17 protein-coding genes and 3 pseudogenes are annotated in these 20,722 nt (G+C 64.3%); 12 read left to right on the top strand and 8 right to left on the bottom strand.

The annotated features are described in order from the left end of the window. Position 1 precedes the first annotated feature (1 nt). Positions 2–790, bottom strand: coding sequence for an enoyl-CoA hydratase (locus ACTGJ9_RS07895; RefSeq protein ID WP_456676607.1), 789 nt, complete (start codon positions 788–790; stop codon positions 2–4). A gap of 126 nt (positions 791–916) precedes the next feature. Further along, positions 917–2,122, bottom strand: a complete 1,206-nt coding sequence (locus tag ACTGJ9_RS07890) for an ABC transporter substrate-binding protein (RefSeq protein WP_456676606.1) — start codon at positions 2,120–2,122, stop codon at positions 917–919. Here ACTGJ9_RS07890 and ACTGJ9_RS07885 point away from each other — a divergent pair. The 3 genes and pseudogenes from ACTGJ9_RS07885 to ACTGJ9_RS07875 all read left to right on the top strand — a co-directional run bounded on the left by ACTGJ9_RS07885 (position 2,100) and on the right by ACTGJ9_RS07875 (position 4,755). Then, positions 2,100–2,285 carry a hypothetical protein gene (locus tag ACTGJ9_RS07885; RefSeq protein ID WP_456676605.1) on the top strand — a complete coding sequence of 62 codons (186 nt, stop codon included), beginning with the start codon at positions 2,100–2,102 and terminating at the stop codon, positions 2,283–2,285. The genes ACTGJ9_RS07890 and ACTGJ9_RS07885 overlap by 23 nt on opposite strands. Positions 2,286–2,379: 94 nt before the next feature. After that, positions 2,380–3,229 (top strand): annotated as a pseudogene (locus tag ACTGJ9_RS07880) (thermonuclease family protein). Between the two features lie 26 nt (positions 3,230–3,255). Continuing rightward, positions 3,256–4,755 (top strand): M48 family metalloprotease, encoded by a 1,500-nt coding sequence (locus ACTGJ9_RS07875; RefSeq protein ID WP_456676604.1) that lies wholly within the window; start codon positions 3,256–3,258, stop codon positions 4,753–4,755. Positions 4,756–4,952: 197 nt separating this feature from the next. Here the strand turns inward: ACTGJ9_RS07875 and ACTGJ9_RS07870 are convergent. After that, positions 4,953–5,156, bottom strand: a pseudogene (locus ACTGJ9_RS07870) (c-type cytochrome); the annotation flags it as partial. 55 nt (positions 5,157–5,211) lie between these two features. Further along, a complete protein-coding gene (locus tag ACTGJ9_RS07865) occupies positions 5,212–6,549 on the bottom strand; it encodes an MFS transporter (protein ID WP_456676603.1) in 1,338 nt (445 codons plus the stop codon). 181 nt (positions 6,550–6,730) lie between these two features. Between ACTGJ9_RS07865 and cyoA the strand changes: the two genes are divergently transcribed. The 9 genes and pseudogenes from cyoA to ACTGJ9_RS07820 all read left to right on the top strand — a co-directional run bounded on the left by cyoA (position 6,731) and on the right by ACTGJ9_RS07820 (position 15,189). Next, positions 6,731–7,891: a ubiquinol oxidase subunit II gene (cyoA, locus tag ACTGJ9_RS07860; RefSeq protein WP_456676602.1), complete on the top strand. Its 1,161-nt coding sequence runs from the start codon at positions 6,731–6,733 to the stop codon at positions 7,889–7,891. 39 nt (positions 7,892–7,930) lie between these two features. Then, positions 7,931–9,928: a cytochrome o ubiquinol oxidase subunit I gene (cyoB, locus tag ACTGJ9_RS07855; protein WP_456676601.1), complete on the top strand. Its 1,998-nt coding sequence runs from the start codon at positions 7,931–7,933 to the stop codon at positions 9,926–9,928. Then, on the top strand, positions 9,929–10,558 hold the full coding sequence (gene cyoC / locus ACTGJ9_RS07850; RefSeq protein ID WP_456676600.1) for a cytochrome o ubiquinol oxidase subunit III: 630 nt from the start codon (positions 9,929–9,931) through the stop codon (positions 10,556–10,558). It begins immediately after the preceding gene. Further along, positions 10,555–10,935, top strand: a complete 381-nt coding sequence (gene cyoD, locus ACTGJ9_RS07845; protein ID WP_456676599.1) for a cytochrome o ubiquinol oxidase subunit IV — start codon at positions 10,555–10,557, stop codon at positions 10,933–10,935. The genes cyoC and cyoD overlap by 4 nt, the downstream gene beginning before the upstream one ends. Then, positions 10,932–11,780, top strand: a complete 849-nt coding sequence (locus ACTGJ9_RS07840) for an SURF1 family protein (RefSeq protein WP_456676598.1) — start codon at positions 10,932–10,934, stop codon at positions 11,778–11,780. Before cyoD ends, ACTGJ9_RS07840 begins: the two co-directional genes overlap by 4 nt. Further along, a pseudogene (locus tag ACTGJ9_RS07835) lies at positions 11,752–13,136 on the top strand (ATP-binding protein). Before ACTGJ9_RS07840 ends, ACTGJ9_RS07835 begins: the two are co-directional and overlap by 29 nt. Then, the gene (locus tag ACTGJ9_RS07830; protein ID WP_456676597.1) at positions 13,126–13,659 is read left to right on the top strand and encodes a response regulator transcription factor; all 534 of its coding nucleotides are present in this window, start codon (positions 13,126–13,128) and stop codon (positions 13,657–13,659) included. The pseudogene ACTGJ9_RS07835 and the gene ACTGJ9_RS07830 overlap by 11 nt, the downstream one beginning before the upstream one ends. Before the next feature lie 131 nt (positions 13,660–13,790). Beyond that, the gene (locus tag ACTGJ9_RS07825; protein WP_456676596.1) at positions 13,791–14,486 is read left to right on the top strand and encodes a hypothetical protein; all 696 of its coding nucleotides are present in this window, start codon (positions 13,791–13,793) and stop codon (positions 14,484–14,486) included. Next, positions 14,428–15,189 carry an adenylate/guanylate cyclase domain-containing protein gene (locus ACTGJ9_RS07820; protein ID WP_456676595.1) on the top strand — a complete coding sequence of 254 codons (762 nt, stop codon included), beginning with the start codon at positions 14,428–14,430 and terminating at the stop codon, positions 15,187–15,189. Before ACTGJ9_RS07825 ends, ACTGJ9_RS07820 begins: the two co-directional genes overlap by 59 nt. A gap of 89 nt (positions 15,190–15,278) precedes the next feature. On the opposite strand, the gene ACTGJ9_RS07815 is transcribed toward ACTGJ9_RS07820, so the two are convergent. The 4 genes from ACTGJ9_RS07815 to ACTGJ9_RS07800 form a co-directional block, all read right to left on the bottom strand. Next, positions 15,279–16,130: a CarD family transcriptional regulator gene (locus ACTGJ9_RS07815; RefSeq protein WP_456676594.1), complete on the bottom strand. Its 852-nt coding sequence runs from the start codon at positions 16,128–16,130 to the stop codon at positions 15,279–15,281. A 349-nt stretch (positions 16,131–16,479) separates the two neighbouring features. Continuing rightward, positions 16,480–16,818: a ferredoxin FdxA gene (fdxA, locus tag ACTGJ9_RS07810; RefSeq protein WP_456676593.1), complete on the bottom strand. Its 339-nt coding sequence runs from the start codon at positions 16,816–16,818 to the stop codon at positions 16,480–16,482. Between the two features lie 136 nt (positions 16,819–16,954). Then, positions 16,955–17,182: a S4 domain-containing protein gene (locus ACTGJ9_RS07805; protein ID WP_456676592.1), complete on the bottom strand. Its 228-nt coding sequence runs from the start codon at positions 17,180–17,182 to the stop codon at positions 16,955–16,957. A 49-nt stretch (positions 17,183–17,231) separates the two neighbouring features. Further along, positions 17,232–20,645, bottom strand: a complete 3,414-nt coding sequence (locus ACTGJ9_RS07800) for a helicase-related protein (protein ID WP_456676591.1) — start codon at positions 20,643–20,645, stop codon at positions 17,232–17,234. Positions 20,646–20,722: the final 77 nt, after the last annotated feature.

Below are 20,722 nucleotides of genomic sequence, written 5' to 3'. Positions count from 1 at the left end.
GTCATGCGCCCCTGAAGGCCGGCTTGCGCTTCTCGACGAAAGCCTTCGCGGCCTCCTTGTGATCCTCGGTATCGCTGCAGCGGGTGTGATGGATCGCCTCGCCGTCGAAGCAATCTTCCAGCGGCAGGTGCTCGGCATTGTTGATGTTGCGCTTGATGTAGCCGAGCGCGATCGATGGTCCCTGCGCCAGCGATAGTGCCAGCTCGTGCGCGGCAGCATCAATCTCGGCATCGGGCACGACCTTGGTCACCATGCCGATCGCATGGGCTTCCTTCGCCGTCAGCACGGGCGAGGTCAGATAGAGCTCGCGCGCCCGGGCACTGCCGAGCAGCTGGGTGAGGAAATAGGTGCCGCCGTAATCGCCGGAGAAACCGACCTTGGCGAACGCCGTGGTGATCTTGCAGGATTCGGAGGCGATGCGGAGATCGCACGACAGCGCCATCGAAAGACCGGCGCCGGCCGCCGCGCCATCGAGCTGCGCCACCACCGGTTTCGGCATCTGATGCAGGATGCGCGAGACTTCCATGCCGCGACGCAGGTTCGCCATTTTCACCTCAAACGGCAGCGGCGCGCGGCCGGCCGCCATCGACTTGACGTCGCCGCCGACGCAGAACGAGCCGCCGGCGCCCTTGAACAGCACCGCGCGCACCTCCGGATCGTCGGCCGCGCGCCGCGCCGCCTCGACCAGCCCGGCGACCATCTCGGGATTGAGCGCGTTCTTCCGCTCGGGACGGTTCATCGTGATGGTGAGCAGTCCGCCTTCGAGCTTTTGCAGGACCATGTCGTTCATGGGACGTCTCCCTTGTCGTTGTTTTGCTCAGTCTTTCTCGTCATTGCGAGGAGCGAAGCGACGAAGCACAGACCGTCCTTGCGGAAACATTTCTGGATTGCTTCGCTACGCTCGCAATGACGAGGCTTATTTCTTCACCAACGGGCAGCGCGACTGCTCGAGCGACTGGAACGCCTCGCTGCCAGGCACGGTGGCGATCAGCTTGTAGTCGTCCCAGCGGCCCTTGGACTCCGACGGCTTCTTCACCTCGAACAGGTACATGTCGTGGATCATGCGACCGTCCTCACGGATCTTGCCGTTCTTGGCGAAGAAGTCGTTGATCGGCGTGTCCTTCATCACCTTCATGACCGCGGCCGAATCCGTGGTGCCGGCCGCCTTCACCGCCTTCAGATAGTGCATGACGGAGGAATAGACGCCGGCTTGCGCCGAGGTCGGCATCCGCTTGGTGCGCTCCATGAAGCGTTTCGACCACGCGCGGGTGTCGTCATTGAGGTCCCAGTAGAAGGCTTCGGCCAGCAGCAGGCCCTGCGCGGTCTCGAGGCCGATCGAGTCGATGTCGGAGACGAAAGCGAGTAGCGGCGAGACTTTCTGGCCGCCCTTGGTGATGCCGAACTCGGCGGCCTGCTTGATGGCGTTGACGGTGTCGCCGCCGGCGTTCGCGAGCCCGATCACCTTGGCTTTCGAGGCCTGCGCCTGCAGCAGGAACGACGAAAAGTCCGACGTGTTGAGCGGATGGCGCACGCTGCCGAGCACCTTGCCGCCGGTCTTCGTCACGACTGCGCTGGTGTCCTTCTCCAGGTCCTGGCCGAAGGCATAGTCGGCGGTGAGGAAGAACCAGGTGTCGAGGCCCGACTTCACGGCGGCAAGGCCGGTCACGTTGGCTTGGCCGTAGGTGTCGAACACGTAATGGATGGTGTAGGGACCGCAGGCCTCGTTGGTGAGACGGATCGAGCCCGGGCCGTTGAACATGATGATCTTGTTGCGCGCCTTCGCGATCTCGCCCGCGGCAAGTGCGGTCGCGGACGCCGCGACGTCGTAGATCATCTCGACGCCCTGGTTGTCGAGCATGTCGCGGGCGAGGTTGGCGGACAGGTCAGCCTTGTTTTGATGATCGGCCGCAATCACCTGGATCTTGCGCCCCAGCACCTCGCCGCCGAAATCTTCCACTGCCATCTTGGCTGCGGTCTCGCTGCCGGGGCCGGTGATGTCGGCATAGAGGCTCGACATGTCGAGGATGCCGCCGATCTTCAGGGGTGGCTTGTCCTGGGCTTGCGCAGCGCTCGCGCCGAGAGCCAGCGCGGCGGCAAAAATGCCCGACAAAATATGCTTCATCGAAAAGACCTCCCTTGATCGCGTGGCTCTGAATGGCGGCTTGATTATTGCTCTTGGCAAACGCTGTTGCCGCAATCATGCCGCATGCGCAAGAGCGCAGCAAGCGCAGGTGCGCTACCAGAGCACGATTGCCGCGCATGTTTTCCGCAAAGCGGAATGGTGAGATGCGGCGAGAAGTTTCCAAATCATCGCGAGCGCAGCGAAACAATCCAGAGTCCCTGCGCGGAAAGATTCCGGATTGCTTCGCTGCGCTCCCAATGACGGAGTGTGAGGAGGCCTCTTCGCGACCCACCGCTCATGAGTTAAGGTCGAAGCACAACGCAACCTCACCGGGTCTCATGGCGCAACGGCTTCACCTCACCGTCGCATTTGTTCTCATCGCAGGTCGCACTGCGTTCGCGGCGCCGTGCCAATTCGAAACACAGGGCGAAGGCCGAGTCGCTGTAGTCGTCGATGCGCGCAGCATACGTCTCGATGACGGCCGCGAAGTGCGCCTCACCGGATCGAGCCCACCACGTCGACCAGGCAAGCGCTGACCGCATTGCTCGCCGGCCGCGAGGTCACGCTGCGCAGCACGGACGACACACCCGACCGCTATGGTCGCCAGGGCGCGCTGCTGTTCATCGGCGAAAGCGACGCCTCGGTACAGGCGATGCTGCTCGCCGAGGGCGACGCCCTCGTCTCGGGCGAGATCGCGGAGAAGGAATGCGCCACCGCGCTGATGTCGTCAGAGGCCGAGGCGAGACACCAAAAAAGGGCAACTGGGCTGACCCGTCGGCCATAAAAAACGCGGAAAGTCCGGACGATATTTTGGCCGGGATCGGGCGCTTTGTGGTGGTCGAGGGCAAAGTCCTGTCGGTCCGGCAAGCTGGGGCAGTGACCTACCTCAACTTCGGACGCAACTGGACACGCGGCTTTGCCGTGACTATTTCAAAGCGCATAGTGCCGGCGTTTGAAAGCGCTGGAACGGCCCTTAAGTCCTTGGAAAACAGACGTATTCGTGTCCGAGGCTGGGTTGAGGGGACTACGGGGCCGCATATCGATGTGCTCCGGGTGGGACAGCTCGAGTTGCTGGGCGCAAACGAGCCTATTGGGGTAAGGCCCTAACCAGGGCCAGGCACGGGTTAATCGACGTGAATGGGGTGCTAGAACAGCACAAAAAGGGCGAAGGACGCCGCCTTCGGGCTGCGCCGGCCGCGCTTTGCCTCGTGCTGGGCACGGCTCTGGCCGGCTGCGGCGATATGGGCCGGTTCCAGACCACGGCGGCCCCGCCGACCGTCGCGTTACCCAAACCGAAGCCGGCAGTCGCCCAGACCCCCGCCACCGAGAAAGAGCACGAGCGCATCCTGGCGAGCTATGGCGGTGCCTATGACGACCCCAGGCTCGAATCACTGGTCAGCAAGACTGTCGACCGGCTGGTTGCCGCCTCCGATCGTCCTGACCAAGGCTACAAGGTCACTATCCTCAATTCCGGCGCGGTGAACGCTTTCGCGCTGCCGAACGGCCAACTCTATGTCACCCGCGGGCTGCTCGCGCTGGCCAGTGACACCTCCGAATTGTCCTCCGTGCTCAGCCACGAGATGGCGCATGTGCTGTCGAAGCACGCCGCGATGCGCGAGGACCAGGCGCGCCAGGCCGCCATCGTCACCCGTGTCGTCACCGACATGAGCACCGATCCAGATCTCACCGCGCTCGCACTCGCCAAGACCAAGCTCACCATGGCGAGCTTTTCGCGCAATCAGGAATTCGAGGCCGACGGCATCGGCGTCGGCATTTCCGCCAAGGCACATTTCGACCCGTACGGTGCCGCCCGCTTCCTCTCGGCGATGGAGCGCAATGCCGAACTGAAGGCCGGCAAGGGCTCGCTGGATCCGCGCGCGCAGGATTTCACCTCCTCGCATCCGGCCACGCCCGAGCGCGTGCAGAATGCGCAGACCATTGCTCGCCAATATGTCGCCCCTGAAGGTGGCGAGCGCGACCGCGAGAGCTATCTCGCCGCGATCGACAACCTCGTCTATGGCGAAGACCCCAGCGAAGGCTTTGTCCGCGGCCGGCGTTTCCTGCATCCAAAACTCGGCTTCACCTTCCAGGCGCCGGACAATTTCACGCTCGACAACACCGCGCAGGCCGTGATTGGCGTACGCGAGGGCGGCTCGCAGGCGATGCGCTTCGACGTCGTGCGTGTGCCGGCCGAGCAGTCGCTCGGCGACTACCTCAATTCCGGCTGGATGGAAGGCGTCGAGAAGGCCTCCACCGAGGATATCACCATCAACGGTTTTCCGGCCGCGTCCGCCACCGCCAAGGGCGACCAGTGGCAGTTCAAGGTCTATGCGCTGCGCTTCGGCAGCGACGTCTATCGATTCATCTTCGCCGCGCGGCAGAAGTCGACCGAGAGCGAGCGCAATGCGCGCGAGACCGTCAATTCGTTTCGTCGCCTGACCCTCGAGGAGATCCAGGCCGCGCGTCCGCTGCGCATCAAGGTCATCACCGTGCAGCCCGGCGACACCGCGGAATCGCTGTCCCACCGCATGACCGGCGTCGATCACCCGGCCGAACGATTTCGCGTGCTGAACGGCCTCGACGCACACGCCCAGGTGAGGGTGCGCGACCGCGTCAAGATCGTGACGGACTGAGGCGCCGTCGCTACTTCGCCTTGTCCTTCAAAAACGCGATGATGTCCGCGCGATCCTGCGCATCCGGCACGTCGAAGAACATCTTGGTTTCCGGGACCATGGCCTGCGGTCCGGTCAGCCATTTGTCGAGATTCTCTTCGGTCCAGACGATTCGAGTTCTTCAGATCGGGCGAATAGTCATAGCCTGGAACGCTGCCCGCCTTGCGTCCGACCACGCCCTTGTGCATCGGGCCGACGCCGTTCTCGGCGATCGAGTGACAGTCCGCGCAGCCCTTGTAGAGCGTCTGCCCCCGCGCGACATTGCCGGTGGCGCCGACGGCGCCGGGCGTGCATAGAAGCGCAATCGCAATAGCGGCGAGAGTCGGGCTGCGCGCGAGGATGGAATTCGAGCTGACGTTCATGTGATCTCCTGTTTGCGGCAGCAAACAGGATCATCGGGCCCGAATTTTATTCCCGTCAGTTCACAGATCTGCCCGCGTCCATGTCACCCACCTCGCGCTGGCCGGCGAGCCAGAGCGCGAGCAGGGTCCAGAACGCGCCGGAGAGCAGGTAGGCACCCGAGGCGATGACGCCGAGATTGGTGGCGAGCAGCAGCGCGACCAGCGGAGCGAATCCGGCGCCGAACAGCCAGGCCATATCAGAGGTCAGCGCGGACGCCGTGTAGCGGTAGGCCTGCCGGAAGTTGGAGGCGATCGCGCCTGAGGACTGGCCGAAGGACAGGCCGAGCAGGATGAAGCCGATCACCATGTAGATGGTCTCGCCGAACGCGCCGGCGTCGAGCAGTTGCGGCGCGAAGCCGCTGTAGATCGCGATCGCGATCGCCGATCCCATCAGCAGCGACTTGCGGCCGACCCGGTCGGCAATCACGCCGGAGGCCACGATCGCGGCGACGCCGAACACGGCGGCGACGATCTCGATGATCAGAAAGCGCACGGGGCTTTCCCGGGTGAACAGGAACACCCAGGACAGCGGGAACACCGTGACCATGTGGAACAGCGCAAAGCTAGCGAGCGGCGCGAACGCGCCGAGCATGATGTTGTGGCCTTCGCGGGCAACCGTGTCGGAGATGCGCGAGGGCTGCAGTTCGCGGGTCTCGAACAGCGAGGCATATTCCTCGGTCGTCACCATGCGCAGGCGCGCGAACAGCGCCACGACGTTGATGGCGAAGGCGACGAAGAACGGATAGCGCCAGCCCCAATCGAAGAAATCGTCGGCCGAGAGATTACCGGCGAAATAGGCGAACAGCGCGCTCGCCACGATCAGCCCGAGCGGCGCGCCAAGCTGCGGCACCATCGCGTACCAGCCGCGCTTGGAGGCCGGCGCATTCAGCGCCAGCAGCGAGGCCATGCCATCCCAGGCACCGCCCCACGCCAGACCCTGCGCGATACGCGCGAGTGCCAGCAGCCAGATCGCGGCGACGCCGATGTCGTGATAGCCAGGCAGGAACGCGAGCGCCACGGTGGCGGTGCCGAGCAGGAAGAGTGCCGAGACCAGCTTGGCCGTCTTGCCGTATTCCCGGTCCACCGTCATGAAAATGACGGTCCCGATCGGCCGGGCGATGAAGGCCAGCGCGAAAATCATGAAGGAATAGAGGGTGCCGGTCAGTTCGCTCGTGAACGGAAAGACCAGGCGCGGGAACACGATCACCGAGGCGATTGCGTAGACGAAGAAGTCGAAGAATTCCGAGGTACGGCCGATGATGACGCCGATGGCGATCTCGCCGGGACTGGCCAGATCGTGGCCATGCTCGCCCGCGTGGAGGTCTGCCATTGCCGGGGTCTGTGCCGTCGCCATGCGTGCGCCCTTAACGTCCTGAAAACCAAAGCCCACCGCCCGGCGGAACGCCAGGCAATCTGGCCCTGTTTGGCCCACCATTCCGCAGTGCAACATTGGACAAATTGTCCAATGTCCGGATTGCTGCGCCGCAGCTACCCCTTGGCCCCGCAAAGGAAACTCATTCTCAAAGGTCCGGACCGTGTCCCGTCTCAAGATCCTGGCGCTGCTACCCCTGGCAGTTACGCTCAGTGGCTGCAACTACGTCGTGCTGGCGCCAGCCGGCGATATCGCGGCGCAACAGCGCGACCTCGTCATCATCTCTACCGTCCTGATGCTCCTGATCGTCATCCCCGTGATGGCGCTGACGGTGCTGTTCGCCTGGCGCTACCGCCAGTCCAACAGCTCGGCCCGCTACGAGCCGGATTGGGACCACTCGACCAAGCTCGAGCTGGTGATCTGGTCGGCGCCGCTGCTGATCATCGTCTGTCTCGGTGCGCTGACCTGGATGGGCACGCATCTGCTCGACCCCTATCGCAACATTGGTCGCATCCATGCGGAACGCGCACTGGATCAATCCAAGGCTCCGCTCGACGTCGATGTGGTCGCGCTCGACTGGAAGTGGCTCTTTATCTACCCCGATTACGGCATCGCCACCGTCAACGAGCTCGCCGCGCCGGTCGACCGCCCGATCAACTTCCACATCACCGCGTCCTCGGTGATGAACTCTTTCTACATCCCCGCACTCGCCGGACAGATCTACGCGATGCCGGGCATGGAGACGTCGCTCCACGCCGTGATCAACCACGCCGGTACCTACAAGGGGTTTTCGGCGAATTACAGCGGCGCCGGCTTCTCCGGCATGCACTTCGCCTTCCACGGCCTCGACGACAAGGGCTTTGACGCCTGGATCGCACAAGCCAAATCAGCCGGCGGCTCGCTCGGCCGCGCCGAATATCTCCAGCTCGAGAAGCCGAGCGAGAACGAGCCGGTGCGCCGCTACGGCACCGTCGAGGTCGACCTCTACCGCCTGATCCTCAACATGTGCGTCGAGACCGGCAAGATGTGCCAAAGCGAGATGATGGCGATCGATGCCAAGGGCGGCCTCGGCCATGAGGGCCTGAACAACACCCTGCCGCTGGCCTACGACAAGTACGCACGTCGCGGCACCGCGCTCGGACCTGAGCCGACCTTCGTCGCCGGCACCTGCACACCGGATGCGCCGCAAGGCGCGACCACGGCCGCGATCAAGGCGCCACTCGACACCGCGCCGCTCCTGGGTGCCGGCTTGAAGCGGCCGAGTTTCGCGCCGCTGAAGTCCTCGTCCTTCTTCCTCGGACAACGTCCCAAGTCAAACTCCTGAGGCCAGACTCCTGTAGTCGGACCCCTAACGAGAGCTCGCATGTCTCCTGATCTTCTCAAGCTCATTTTCGGCCGCCTCGGCCTCGATTCGCTGCCGCTGCATGAGCCGATCCTGGTCGGTACCTTCGTGATGGTCGCGCTCGGCGGCATCGCGCTGTTCGCCGGCCTGACCTACTTCCGCCTGTGGGGCTATTTGTGGCGCGAGTGGTTCACCACCGTCGACCACAAGCGCATCGGCATCATGTACATGATCCTGGGCATCGTGATGCTGCTGCGCGGCTTTGCCGACGCGCTGATGATGCGCGCCCAGCAGGCGCTCGCGTTCAACGGTTCCGAGGGCTTCCTTCCTGCCCATCACTACGATCAGGTCTTCACCGCCCATGGCGTGATCATGATCTTCTTCGTGGCGATGCCGCTGGTCACGGGCCTGATGAACTACGTCGTGCCGCTGCAGATCGGCGCACGCGACGTCTCGTTTCCGTTCCTGAACAATTTCAGCTTCTGGATGACGGTCGGCGGCGCGGTGCTGGTGATGGCCTCGCTGTTCATCGGCGAATTCGCCCGCACCGGCTGGCTGGCCTATCCGCCGCTGTCGAACATCGGCTACAGTCCTGATGTCGGCGTCGACTATTACATCTGGGCGCTGCAGGTCGCCGGCGTCGGAACGACCTTATCCGGCATCAACCTGATCTGCACCATCGTCAAGCTGCGCTGTCCCGGCATGACCATGATGAAGATGCCGGTATTCACCTGGACCGCGCTCTGCACCAACGTCCTGATCGTCGCCTCCTTTCCCGTCCTGACCGTCGTGCTCGCGCTGCTCTCGCTCGACCGCTACGTCGGCACCAACTTCTTCACGAACGATTTCGGCGGCAGCCCGATGATGTACGTGAACCTGATCTGGATCTGGGGCCATCCAGAGGTCTACATCCTGGTTCTCCCCGCCTTCGGCATCTTCTCGGAAGTGACCTCGACCTTCTCCGGCAAACGGCTGTTCGGCTACACCTCGATGGTGTACGCCACCGTCGTCATCACCATCCTGTCCTACCTGGTCTGGCTGCATCACTTCTTCACGATGGGGTCGGGCGCCAGCGTGAACTCGTTCTTCGGCATCACCACGATGATCATCTCGATCCCGACGGGCGCGAAGATGTTCAATTGGCTGTTCACGATGTATCGCGGCCGCATCCGCTTCGAGCTGCCGATGATGTGGACGATCGCCTTCATGCTGACCTTCGTGCTCGGCGGCATGACCGGCGTTCTGCTTGCAGTCCCGCCGGCCGACTTCGTCCTGCACAACAGCCTGTTCCTGATCGCGCATTTCCACAACGTGATCATCGGCGGCGTGGTGTTCGGCGCGTTTGCCGGCATCAACTATTGGTTCCCGAAGGCGTTCGGCTTCAGGCTCGATCCGTTCTGGGGCAGGCTGTCGTTCTGGTTCTGGGTCACCGGCTTCTACATGGCCTTCATGCCGCTCTATGTGCTCGGTCTGATGGGCGTGACCCGCCGCCTGCGCGTGTTCGACGATCCGTCGCTCCAGATCTGGTTCGTCATCGCCGCGATCGGCGCCGGCCTTGTCTTCCTTGGCATCCTCAGCATGTTGATGCAGTTCGCGGTCTCCTTCCTCAAGCGCGAGCAGCTCAAGGACGTCACCGGCGATCCCTGGGATGCGCGCACGCTGGAATGGGCAACCTCCTCGCCCCCGCCGGACTACAACTTCGCCTTCACTCCCGTCGTTCACGACAATGATGCGTGGTGGGACATGAAGAAGCGCGGTTATCAGCGTCCGCTCATCGGGTTCAAGCCGATCCACATGCCCAGCAGTACCGGCACCGGCGTCATTCTCGCCGGCTTCGCCACCGCGATGGGATTCGGCCTGATCTGGTACATCTGGTGGCTGGCGGCCGCGAGCTTCATCGCGATGCTCGCCGTCGGGATCGGACACACCTTCAACTATCACCGCGACTTCGACATTCCGGCTGACGACGTCATCCGGACCGAGGATGCGCGCACCAAGCTGCTCGCCGGAGCCAAGTAAATGACTGTCGCTGTCAATCCCTCGCAGACCGGCGAGCCGGTCTTCTACCTCGCCGACGAACATCCGCATCCGGAAGGCTACAGCACTTCGCTCGGCTTCTGGATCTACCTGATGAGCGACTGCCTCATCTTCGCGATGCTGTTCGCCGCCTTCGGCGTGCTCGGCGCCAACTACGCCGCCGGACCCGCGCCGAAGGACCTGTTCGACCTCAACCTGGTCGCGGTGAACACCACGATGCTGCTGCTGTCGTCGATCACCTACGGTTTTGCGATGCTGACGATGCAGCAGAACAAGATCGCCCAGACGCAGATGTGGCTTGCGATCACCGGCCTGTTCGGCATCGCCTTCATCAGCATCGAGCTCACCGAGTTCGCCCACATGATCCATGAAGGCGCCACGCCGCAGCGCAGCGCCTTCCTGTCCTCCTTCTTCACCCTCGTCGGCACCCACGGCCTGCACGTCTCCTGTGGCCTGATCTGGCTGGTGACCTTGATGGTGCAGGTCTGGCGCTTCGGCCTGATCGAGGCCAACCGCCGCCGTCTGATGTGCCTGTCGATGTTCTGGCACTTCCTCGACGTGGTCTGGATCGGCGTCTTCACCTTCGTCTATCTCCTGGGAGTTCTGCGATGAACACCGACACCCATGCCGCTCACGCGCACGATCATCACCACGACGATGGCCACCCCCACGGCACGTTCTCGACCTACATGCTCGGCTTCGTGCTCTCGGTGGTGCTGACCGCGATTCCGTTCTGGCTGGTGATGAGCGGGACGCTGCCAAGCAAGCAGATCACAGCATTGGTCATCATGGCCTTTGCGGTCGTCCAGATCGTCGTGCACATGATCTATTTCCTGCACATGAGCCCCAAGTCCGAGAACGGCTGGAGCATGATGGCGCTGATCTTCACCATCGTGATGGTGGTGATCGCGCTGTCCGGTTCGCTGTGGGTGATGAACCACCTCAACAGCAACATGATGCCGATGCACGAGATGACGGGAATGAAGTGAGCGATCCCGTGGGACCTGAGGACAACGAACCGCGCAGCCCCGCAGGGGCTACGCGTCCGTCCCCATGGCTCACGATTCTCTCGCTCGCCGCTGTCCTTGTTCTGATCGCGCTTGGCGTCTGGCAGGTCGAGCGCCGTGCCTGGAAGCTCGCACTTATCGACCGCGTCGAGCAGCGCGTTCATGCCACGGCCCAGCCGATCCCCGCGCGCGCAGCTTGGCCTGCGGTTTCCGCCGCAGGCGACGAATACCGGCACGTAAGCGTCTCCGGCCGCTTCCTGCACGACCGCGAGACCCTGGTTCAGGCCGTCACCGAGGAAGGCCCCGGCTATTGGGTGCTGACGCCGCTCCAGCGCAGCGACGGCACGCTTGTGCTGATCAACCGCGGCTTCGTACCATCCGAGCGGCGCGACCCATCGACGCGCCAGGGCGGCAATCCGGAGGGCCAGGTCGAAATCACCGGTCTGTTGCGCATCACGGAGCCGAAAGGCGGCTTCCTCAGGGACAACGTGCCCCAGCACAACCGCTGGTACTCGCGAGATGTCGCCGCGATCGCGGCCGCGCGCGGCCTCCAGAACGTCGCGCCCTTCTTCGTCGATGCCGACGCCGGATCACAATCCGGCAGCGGTCCAATCGGCGGATTGACCGTAGTCCGCTTTCCCAATAACCACCTGATCTACGCGCTGACGTGGTTTGCCCTGGCCTTCATGCTGGCCGGTAGACTTCTCGTCACATTCCGCGGCGGGCTGTTCCGCCGCAAACGCTTCGTCCACGAAACGGCCGGCGGGTCGGATGCCTCCGCCCGCAGGACGGGATCAGATGCTGGAACGATCGTCGAACCGAGCTGACGACGGGAACACTTACGGCGAGCTGGCCGTCACGCTGCAGTCGCAGGCGGATGCGCGCAGCGAGCTGATCGGCGCTGCCCCCACCGACGACGAGACCAACCGCAAGAACATGGCGCTGCTGATCCAGCTGCGCTGGACCGCGGTGGTCGGCCAGATCGTGACCATCGCCGGCGTGCATTTCTGGCTCGGCATTCCCCTGCCCCTCACCCGCATGGGCGCTGTAATCGGCGCGCTGGTGCTGCTCAATGTCTCGAGCCTGGTTTGGGTGCGCCATCGCGCCGCGATCACCAACAACGAGCTCTTGGTCGCGCTGATGCTGGATGTCGCGGCGCTGACCGCGCAGCTCTACCTCAGCGGCGGTGCCACCAATCCTTTCACCTCGCTGTTCCTGCTCCAGGTCACGCTCGGCGCGGTGCTGCTCGATGCCCGCTCGACCTGGTCGCTGGTGGCGCTCAGCTGCGCGAGCTTCGTGTGGCTGACGATGGCCTACCGGCCGCTCGAACTGCCGCCGAATCCGCTGAGCGAGACCTACACGCTTACCGTCACCGGCATGCTGGTGGGCTTCATGCTCAACGCCGTTCTGCTGGTCGTGTTCGTCACCCGCATCAACAGGAATTTGCGCGAGCGCGATGCGCATCTGGCGGCGCTGCGCCAGCACGCGGCCGAGCAGGATCACATCGTGCGCATGGGCCTGCTCGCGTCCGGCGCGGCGCACGAGCTCGGCACGCCGCTCGCCTCGCTCTCGGTCATCCTCAGCGACTGGCGCCGCATGCCTGATCTCGCCGCCGATCAGGAGCTCGCCGAGGACCTCACGGAGATGGAAACGTCGCTGCAACGCTGCAAGTCCATCGTGACGGGCATTCTCGTATCGGCCGGCGAAGCCCGCGGCGAGGGATCCTCGCCGACGACAGTCACGGCGTTCGTCACCGCGCTGGTCGAGGAGTGGCGGAATGCGCGCTCGGCGCGGACGCTGTATTTCGTCAATACCTTTGGCGAGGACGTCGCGATCGTCTCGGATATCGCGCTGAAGCAGGTGATCTTCAACGTGCTCGACAATGCCTATGAGGTCTCGCGCGAGTGGGTGGAGCTGCTCGCGGAACGTGAAGGCGACAATCTCGTTCTGTCGATCAGCGATCGAGGCCCGGGCTTCGCTCCGGAAATGTTGGCGCAGCTCGGAAAGCCCTATCAGTCGAGCAAGGGCCGCGCCGGCGGCGGGCTCGGCCTGTTCCTGGTGGTGAACGTGGTGCGCAAGCTGGGGGCAGCGTGACCGCCGAGAACCACCGGAAGCGCGGCGCCACCGTGCGCCTGACGCTGCCGCTTGCCACGCTCGCAATCGGAGGCAGCTTTGACGCCTGACCGTTCGCTCATCGTCGTCGAGGACGACGATGGTTTTGCGCGCACGCTGAAACGCTCGTTCGAGCGCCGCGGTTACGAGGTCGTGCTCGCCGCTTCGGTCGAAGACGTCCGGAAGGTTCTGGAGGAGCGATCCTTCGGCTATGCCGTGGTCGACCTCAAGCTCGGCGGCGCCTCCGGCCTCGCCTGTGTCGAGCTGCTGCATACCCACGACGAGGAGATGCTGATCGTGGTGCTGACGGGCTTCGCCAGCATCTCGACCGCTGTCGAGGCAATCAAGCTCGGCGCTTGCCACTACCTGGCAAAACCCTCCAACACCGACGATATCGAAGCCGCCTTCAACAAGGCCGAAGGTAACGCCGACGTCGCGCTGGACGTGCGGCCGACCTCGATCAAGACGCTCGAATGGGAGCGCATCCACCAGACGTTGATCGAAACGGACTTCAACATCTCGGAGGCCGCGAGACGGCTGGGTATGCACCGGCGCACGCTGGCAAGGAAGCTCGAGAAGCGGCCGGTGAAGTGAGCGGTTCGCCGCGCGGCAAGGAAAACACTCCCGCGAGTTGATGACCTCGCGGCCATGCATCACTAGACTGTCCGATGCGGCGGCTGACGGCCGCCGCTCTGCTGCAACGGTCCAGGTGAGGAGACCGCCCCGTGACAATGCTCGTCGAGCACCTCGACTCGTCTGCCGCGCCGTCGCGTGCGCGCAGCCAACGCGATACCGAAACCGTTCAGTTTGCACAGGCGGCGCTCGAAGCTGGCAAGAAGGAGGGCCTGCGACTGGCCGTGCGGGCGCGCTATATCGCGCTGTCCGTGATCGCCTGCCTGCTTCTGGCCATCAACCCGGCATGGGAGCAGCTCTATTACGTGGCGTTGCTCGGCTTGTTCGCCCTGATCGGCTGGGCCCAAATCAGGGTTGGGCGGGTCGGCGTGTCGCGGGCGGAACTGGCACTTTTGTTCTGCGATCTGGCGCTGCTCACATTCGTCATCGTCGTCCCGAATCCATTCGTTACGACGCACTGGCCGGTGGCGATGCAGTATCATTTCGGCAACTTCATCTACTTCTTCGTGCTGCTCGCGGGCGCCACGCTGGCCTATTCCTGGCGAACCGTGGTTGCGGTCGGAACATGGACCGCAGCGCTCTGGTTGATCGGCGTTGCCTGGGTGTGGTGGCAACCTGATCGCGATCCCGCATTGACCGCCCGCATTGCAGAGGCGGTGGGCAGCGACCACAGGCTGCTCGCGCTGATCTCGCCTGCTGCGATCGGATCTCGGCATCCGCATCCAGGAAATGGTCGTCTTTATGATCGTGGCCGTGACGCTGGCGCTCGCGGCCAGCCGCAGCAATGATTTGCTGATCCGGCATGCCGCGGTGGAACGAGAACGAGGCAATCTGGCGCGCTACTTCTCGCCCAATGTCGTCACGGAATTGTCGAAGCACGACGAGCCGTTGAAGCAGGTGCGCACGCAAGACGTCGCGGTGCTGTTCGTGGACATCGTCGGCTTCACGGCCTTCGCCGATGTGCGCACCCCCGAGGAAGTGGTGCGGACGTTACGGGAATTCCACGGATTGATGGAGCAGGAGGTTTTCCGCCACCACGGCACGTTGGACAAATATCTGGGCGATGGATTAATGGCGACATTCGGCACGCCGTTCGCGGGCGCACGCGACGCCAGCAATGCGTTGCGCTGCGCCCAGGCCATGATTGCGGCCGCTGACGGCTGGAACGCGCGGCGAACAGCGTCCGCTGAACCACCGATGCGCGTCAGCTTCGGCCTGCATTACGGGCCGGTGGTGCTCGGCGACATCGGGCACACCTGTCTGGAATTTGCCGTGATCGGCGCGACCGTCAATGCCGCAAGCCGTCTCGAAGCGCTGACGCGCACGCTGGATTGCGCCTTGGTGGCAAGCAACGATCTCGTCAGTCGCGCCAAGCTTGAGCTCGGCAGCACAGCCGAAACATTTGCACCGTTGATCCCCCTGGATCCTCAGGCGCTCCGCGGACTCGAGCGGCCGATCGCGATCTGGGCACAGCCGCGCGCGACGGCGTAGGAGGCTCCACCGCCGTTGGATCATGCGTCCAAACAAAAAGCCCAGCCAATCGGCCGGGCTTTTGATTGCTTGCGATCGACGCGAGACGCTTACGCGGCCTCGTCGGCAACCGTGGTGTCGTCGCCGTCGGTATCGCCTTCGGCATCCGCCTCGCCTTCGCCCTCGGTCGCTTCCGCCTTGGCGTTGCGGCGCGGGCTCTTGGCGAGCTGAGCCTCGATCTCCTTGACTGCTTCGGTCTCGGTCGAGTGCTGCACCACCGCGATCTCGCGGGAGAGACGATCGAGCGCGGCTTCATAGAGCTGACGTTCGCTGTAGGACTGCTCCGGCTGCGACTCCGAGCGGTAGAGATCGCGCACGACTTCCGCGATCGCCACGATGTCGCCCGAATTGATCTTCGCTTCATATTCCTGGGCGCGGCGCGACCACATGGTGCGCTTGACGCGGGCGCGGCCCTTGAGGGTCTCCAATGCCTTCTTCACCAGCACGGGCTCGGACAGCTTGCGCATGCCGACATTGGCCACCTTGGCGGTCGGAACGCGCAGCGTCATCTTGTCCTTGATGAAGTTGATGACGAACAGCTCGAGCTTCGCGCCGGCGATCTCCTGCTCCTCGATGGCCAGGATCTGGCCGACGCCGTGAGCGGGATAGACGACGAATTCATTGGCCTTGAAGCCCTGACGCTGGGTCACGACCTTCTTTTCCTCGACCTTCGGCGCAGGTGCAGCGGCCTTCACGGCCGGCTTGGCAGCAGCAACGGGAGCCTTGGCAGGGGCGGCAGCAACAGCAGCCTTCGGAGCAACAGGCTTGGCAGCGGAAGTCTTGGCAGCAACAGGCTTAGCAGCGAGAGCCTTGGCAGCAGGAGCCTTGGCAGCAGGAGCCTTGGCGGCAGCAGGCTTGGCAACGGTCGCCTTCGCGGCCGGTTTGGCAGTCTTGTGAGGCATTGCGCTTCTTTTGTTCTTCGAGGACTTTGCAGCCGGCGGCGCCTTGGCAGCGGCCCGACCCTTGGATGCGCTACGGCTGGCCGCGGCGACTTTTTTGGCCTCCTTATGGGAAGCCCTCGCTGAAGTACTCTTTTTACGCGTTTTCTGTGACACAGCCTGCGCGCGGAAACTGCCACGCCCCTGTTCGACATTTGGTTTCACGGGAACCCGGCGGGGCCAACTGGGCTGACGGGGGTTCAGCTTAATGTGCCCAATATAGCACATTTCCCGCAAAAATCAATGATTTAGGGGTTGTAAGGGCTGGTTTTCGACGCTGACGAAGGTATTAGGGTTAAGTTTGCGCCGGAATTTAGTCTCCGGAGCCGGGGTTCGGAGAAAAATATTTGTCGAACTTCCCTTCCATCCCGTCGAATTCCTTCGCGTCTTCGGGCGATTCTTTCTTCTGGGTGATGTTCGGCCAGCTCTTGGCGTAGTCGGCGTTGACCTGGAGCCATTTTTCCAAGCCCGGTTCCGTGTCCGGCTTGATGGCGTCGGCGGGGCATTCCGGCTCGCACACGCCGCAATCGATGCACTCGTCCGGATGGATGACGAGCATGTTGTCACCCTCGTAGAAACAGTCGACCGGGCAGACCTCGACGCAGTCGGTGTACTTGCACTTGATGCAGTTTTCAGTGACGACGTAAGTCATCCAACGCTCCGAAAAGCTCTTTTAAAAGTCGCGGCTTGCGTAGCGCGGATGGCCCGGCGCTGCAAGGTCGCGAACGCCCGATCATGACGGCTTTGTGCGTTTGATCGACGAAGAAATGAACTCAAAGCGCAATTAATTACTCTTTGCGCTCGCTGAGCTCTTCATAGAGCACGCGGGCCGAGGCCGCATCGCCGCGGCGCTCGTTGAAGGCGGTCACCTTCAACACGCGCACGGTACGATCGAGCGCGACGGTGATGACGTCGCCGAGCTTGATCGCGTGGCCCGGCGATTTCTCGCGCGTGCCGTTGATGCGGACATGGCCGGACTCGACGAGCTCAGCCGCAGAGGTGCGCGCCTTCACCACCCGCGCGTGCCACAGCCATTTGTCGAGGCGCTGCCGTTCGGTCGTGGGATCACTCCTTGCGACCGGACAGCTGCTCCTTCAGCGCAGCGAGCTTGGCGAAGGGCGAGTTCGGATCGACCGGGCGATCGCGCTCGCGCGGGTTCGCGCTCGAGGCGTAGGGACGCAGCGACGGACCACCTTGGCGGTCGCGACCCTTGTCGCGGTCGCGGCCACGATTGTCGCGGCCCTTGTCACGATCGCCGCCGAACTTCTTGTTGTCGCGGTTGCGATCCTTGTTGTCGCGGTCCTTGCCCTGGAAACTGCGATTCCTGTCGTCGCGGCCTTCCTGACGCGAGGCGCCCTCGGCACCACCTTCGCGCGGCTTGCGGAAGTCCTTCGCCCCATCTCTGCGATGTCCGCCGTGACGATGACGCTGCTCACCGCGCTTCTCGCCATCGGCCGCTTGCGCGGCTTCGCCTTCCGCCGGCGCGGCGCCAGCTTCAGCACCAGCCTGCGGACGCTGGTTGTTATGGCGCTGATGGCGATGCCGCTCGTGGCGCGGCTTGCGATCCTCGTGACGGCCACCCGGACGCCACACTTCGATGAGCTCAGGCTCGGCGGGCACCGCTGCAGCCTCTGGCGCCGCCGCAGCCTCGGGTGCAGCAGCGGCTTCAGGTGCAGCAGCATCGGGCGATGCGGCAGCTTCGGTTGCAGCCATCACGGCGGGAGCGGCTTCAGCGGCAGCCTCCGCAGGCGCGGCAGCGTCTTCCGCCGGCGGCGCGATGCCGGGGGCATCTTCGGGTGTGACAGGCGCTTCGGGCGACGCCTCGAGCGCCGGCTCTTCGTGCACTCCCTCGTCGCGCTGCTCCAGGCCGGGCGCGTCTTCGACGGTGACGGCTTCGATCGCGCCATCTGCCGGCGCCACGGCCTCCTCGGTCGCGGGCGTCTCGGCGGAAGCTTCAGCAGCAGGCGTTTCGGCAGCAGGCGCGACCGGCTTCGGCGGCAGCGGTGCACGCTTCTCCATGCGATAGCCGAGCGCGCGCAGCACCGAGGCAAAATCCTCGCCGGCGGAGCCGGTGAGCGAGGTCATCGCCTGCGTCACCACGAAGCCGCGGCCGTCGAATGCGCCGGCGGGCTTTTCGCCGGGCGCGTTCTCGCGCCAGGCCAGCGCCGGGCGAATCAGGTCGGCGAGGCGCTCCAGGATGTCGACGCGAACGGCGCGCTCGCCGGCCTGCTTGTAGCCGAGCACGCGATAGGCATCGCGCGGCAACTGCTTGTCGACCGGGAACGAGGTGCGACCCGACGATGCCAGATGCTGCGCGCCCGACAGCGCCGAGAGATCGACATTGTCCTGCTTCAACGCCCACAGCAGCGCGGCCAGCGCACGCGCGGCGGGCTTCAGGATCCCGGGGAAATAGATGTGATAGGCGCCGAAGCGGACGCCATATTTGCGCAAGGTCGCGCGCGAGGACTGGTCGAGATCTTTCAGCTCGTTGGCGATCTTGGGTCGCTCCAGCACGCCGAGCGCCTCGACGAGCTGGTAGGCGATGCCGCGGGCAATGCCGGTGACGTCTTCGGCCTTCGACAGCTCGAACATCGGCCCGAGCAGCTTTTCGATGTGCGTCTTGAGCCAGAGGTCGAGCCGCGCCTGCACCTTCTCACGGGGGCTACCTGTCAGACGCTCGTCCGAGATGATGCGGATGCGCGGATGCAGCGCCTCCTCCGCGGCAGTCAGCCGCGCTACCGCATCGCCGGTCCAGCGGATGGTGCCGTCGGAGGTCAGCACGAATTGGTCGTCCGGCGCGTTGCCGAGCTTTTCGGCGCGCGCGTTGATCTCGCCGGCGAGCACCGCTTGCGCGGCAGCCTGCAAGGCTTTCGCATCGGACCCGGCTTCCGCCGCATCCGGTGCAAAGGTGAAGCCATCGAGGCGGCCGATGACATGGCCTTCGACGATGACTTCGCCGGTCTTGCCGATTTCCGTATTCAAGCTCGTGTTCTCCCGCAGGCGGCGCATCAATACACTGGTCCGGCGATCAACGAAACGCTCAGTCAAGCGTTCATGGAGCGCATCCGATAATTTATTTTCGACTTCCCGCGCGATCCCCTGCCAGCGTTCGGGGTCTTTCAGCCAGTCCGGGCGGTTGGCGACGAAGGTCCAGGTGCGAATCTGCGCGATCCGGGCCGACAGCGTGTCGATGTCGCCGTCGATGCGGTCGGCCTGGTCGACCTGGGCGGCGAACCAGGAATCGGGGATGCAGCCCTTCTGCATCAGGAAGCCGTAGAGCGTGGTGACGAGCTCGGCATGGGCCGCCGGCGACAGCTTTCGGTAGTCCGGGACCTGGCAGGCCTCCCACAGACGCTCCACGGCGTCCTTGCCATGCGCGATGTCGCGCACATCGGCGTCGCGGGCGGCGTGGTCGAGCACGCGCATGTCCTCGGCAATGGGCGCCCGCGTCAGCACCTCATGGCCGGGGCCAAGGTTCAGCGCGACCTGGAGCGCGCCGAGGGAGGAAAAATCCAGCTTCGAGTTGCGCCATTGCAGCATCTTCACGGGATCGAAGATGTGGTTCTGGAGCGCGTTCACCAGCTCGGGCTCGAATGGGCCGCAGCGGCCGGTGGTGCCGAAAGTGCCGTTGCGCGTGGCGCGGCCGGCGCGGCCGGCGATCTGCGCGAACTCCGCCGGCGTCAGGCGGCGGAACTGGTAGCCGTCGAACTTGCGGTCGGAGGCGAAGGCGACGTGGTCGACGTCGAGATTGAGGCCCATGCCGACGGCGTCGGTGGCGACGAGATAGTCGACGTCGCCGTTCTGGAACATCTCCACCTGCGCATTGCGCGTGCGTGGGCTGAGCGATCCCAGCACCACGGCGGCGCCGCCATGCTGGCGCTTGATCAGCTCGGCGATGGCGTAGACCTCGTCGGCCGAGAACGCGACGATCGCGGTGCGGCGCGGCTGGCGCGTGATCTTGCGATCGCCGGCGAATTCCAGCTGCGACAGCCTGGGACGGGTGATCATGGAGACGCCCGGCAAGAGCCGCTCGATGATCGGGCGCATGGTGGCGGCGCCCAGCAGCAGCGTCTCGTCGCGGCCGCGGCGGTTGAGGATGCGGTCGGTGAATACGTGGCCGCGTTCGAGATCGGAGGCGATCTGGATCTCGTCGACGGCGAGGAAGGAGACGTCGAGGTCGCGCGGCATGGCCTCGACCGTCGAGACCCAGTAGCGCGGGTTCTTCGGCTTGATCTTCTCCTCGCCGGTGATCAGCGCGACGGCCTCAGGGCCGACGCGGCCGACGATCTTGTTGTAGACCTCGCGCGCGAGCAGCCGCAGCGGCAGGCCGATCATGCCCGAGGAATGCGCGAGCATCCGTTCGATGGCGAGATGGGTCTTGCCGGTATTGGTCGGCCCGAGCACTGCGGTGACGCCGGCGCCAGGCACGCGATCGGAAAGCGCGCGCTCGGAGGCAAAGGGGGAAGAAGAAAAGGCCATGTCTGAATGATTAGGTAGTGGCGATTGGGGCGAATGTCAGTGCTGTTTGGGGCGGCGGGGTGCTGAGGCGCTCTCAG

It is taken from the genome of Bradyrhizobium sp. RDM12, from assembly GCF_051917485.1.
Lineage (GTDB): Bacteria > Pseudomonadota > Alphaproteobacteria > Rhizobiales > Xanthobacteraceae > Bradyrhizobium.
The sequence above is the reverse complement of the archived record's forward strand: the minus strand, read 5'-3'. Positions and strand labels throughout refer to the sequence as shown.

Bases quoted from the DNA above. Each gene is read 5' to 3' on its own strand.
- ACTGJ9_RS07895 (WP_456676607.1), bottom strand. From the start codon at position 790: ATGAACGACATGGTCCTGCAAAAGCTCGAAGGCGGACTGCTCACCATC.
- ACTGJ9_RS07800 (WP_456676591.1), bottom strand. From the start codon at position 20,645: ATGGCCTTTTCTTCTTCCCCCTTTGCCTCCGAGCGCGCGCTTTCCGAT.
- cyoC (WP_456676600.1), top strand. From the start codon at position 9,929: ATGACTGTCGCTGTCAATCCCTCGCAGACCGGCGAGCCGGTCTTCTAC.
- ACTGJ9_RS07865 (WP_456676603.1), bottom strand. From the start codon at position 6,549: ATGGCGACGGCACAGACCCCGGCAATGGCAGACCTCCACGCGGGCGAG.
- fdxA (WP_456676593.1), bottom strand. From the start codon at position 16,818: ATGACTTACGTCGTCACTGAAAACTGCATCAAGTGCAAGTACACCGAC.
- cyoD (WP_456676599.1), top strand. From the start codon at position 10,555: ATGAACACCGACACCCATGCCGCTCACGCGCACGATCATCACCACGAC.
- ACTGJ9_RS07890 (WP_456676606.1), bottom strand. From the start codon at position 2,122: ATGAAGCATATTTTGTCGGGCATTTTTGCCGCCGCGCTGGCTCTCGGC.
- cyoB (WP_456676601.1), top strand. From the start codon at position 7,931: ATGTCTCCTGATCTTCTCAAGCTCATTTTCGGCCGCCTCGGCCTCGAT.
- ACTGJ9_RS07885 (WP_456676605.1), top strand. From the start codon at position 2,100: ATGCCCGACAAAATATGCTTCATCGAAAAGACCTCCCTTGATCGCGTG.
- ACTGJ9_RS07815 (WP_456676594.1), bottom strand. From the start codon at position 16,130: ATGCCTCACAAGACTGCCAAACCGGCCGCGAAGGCGACCGTTGCCAAG.
- ACTGJ9_RS07820 (WP_456676595.1), top strand. From the start codon at position 14,428: ATGGTCGTCTTTATGATCGTGGCCGTGACGCTGGCGCTCGCGGCCAGC.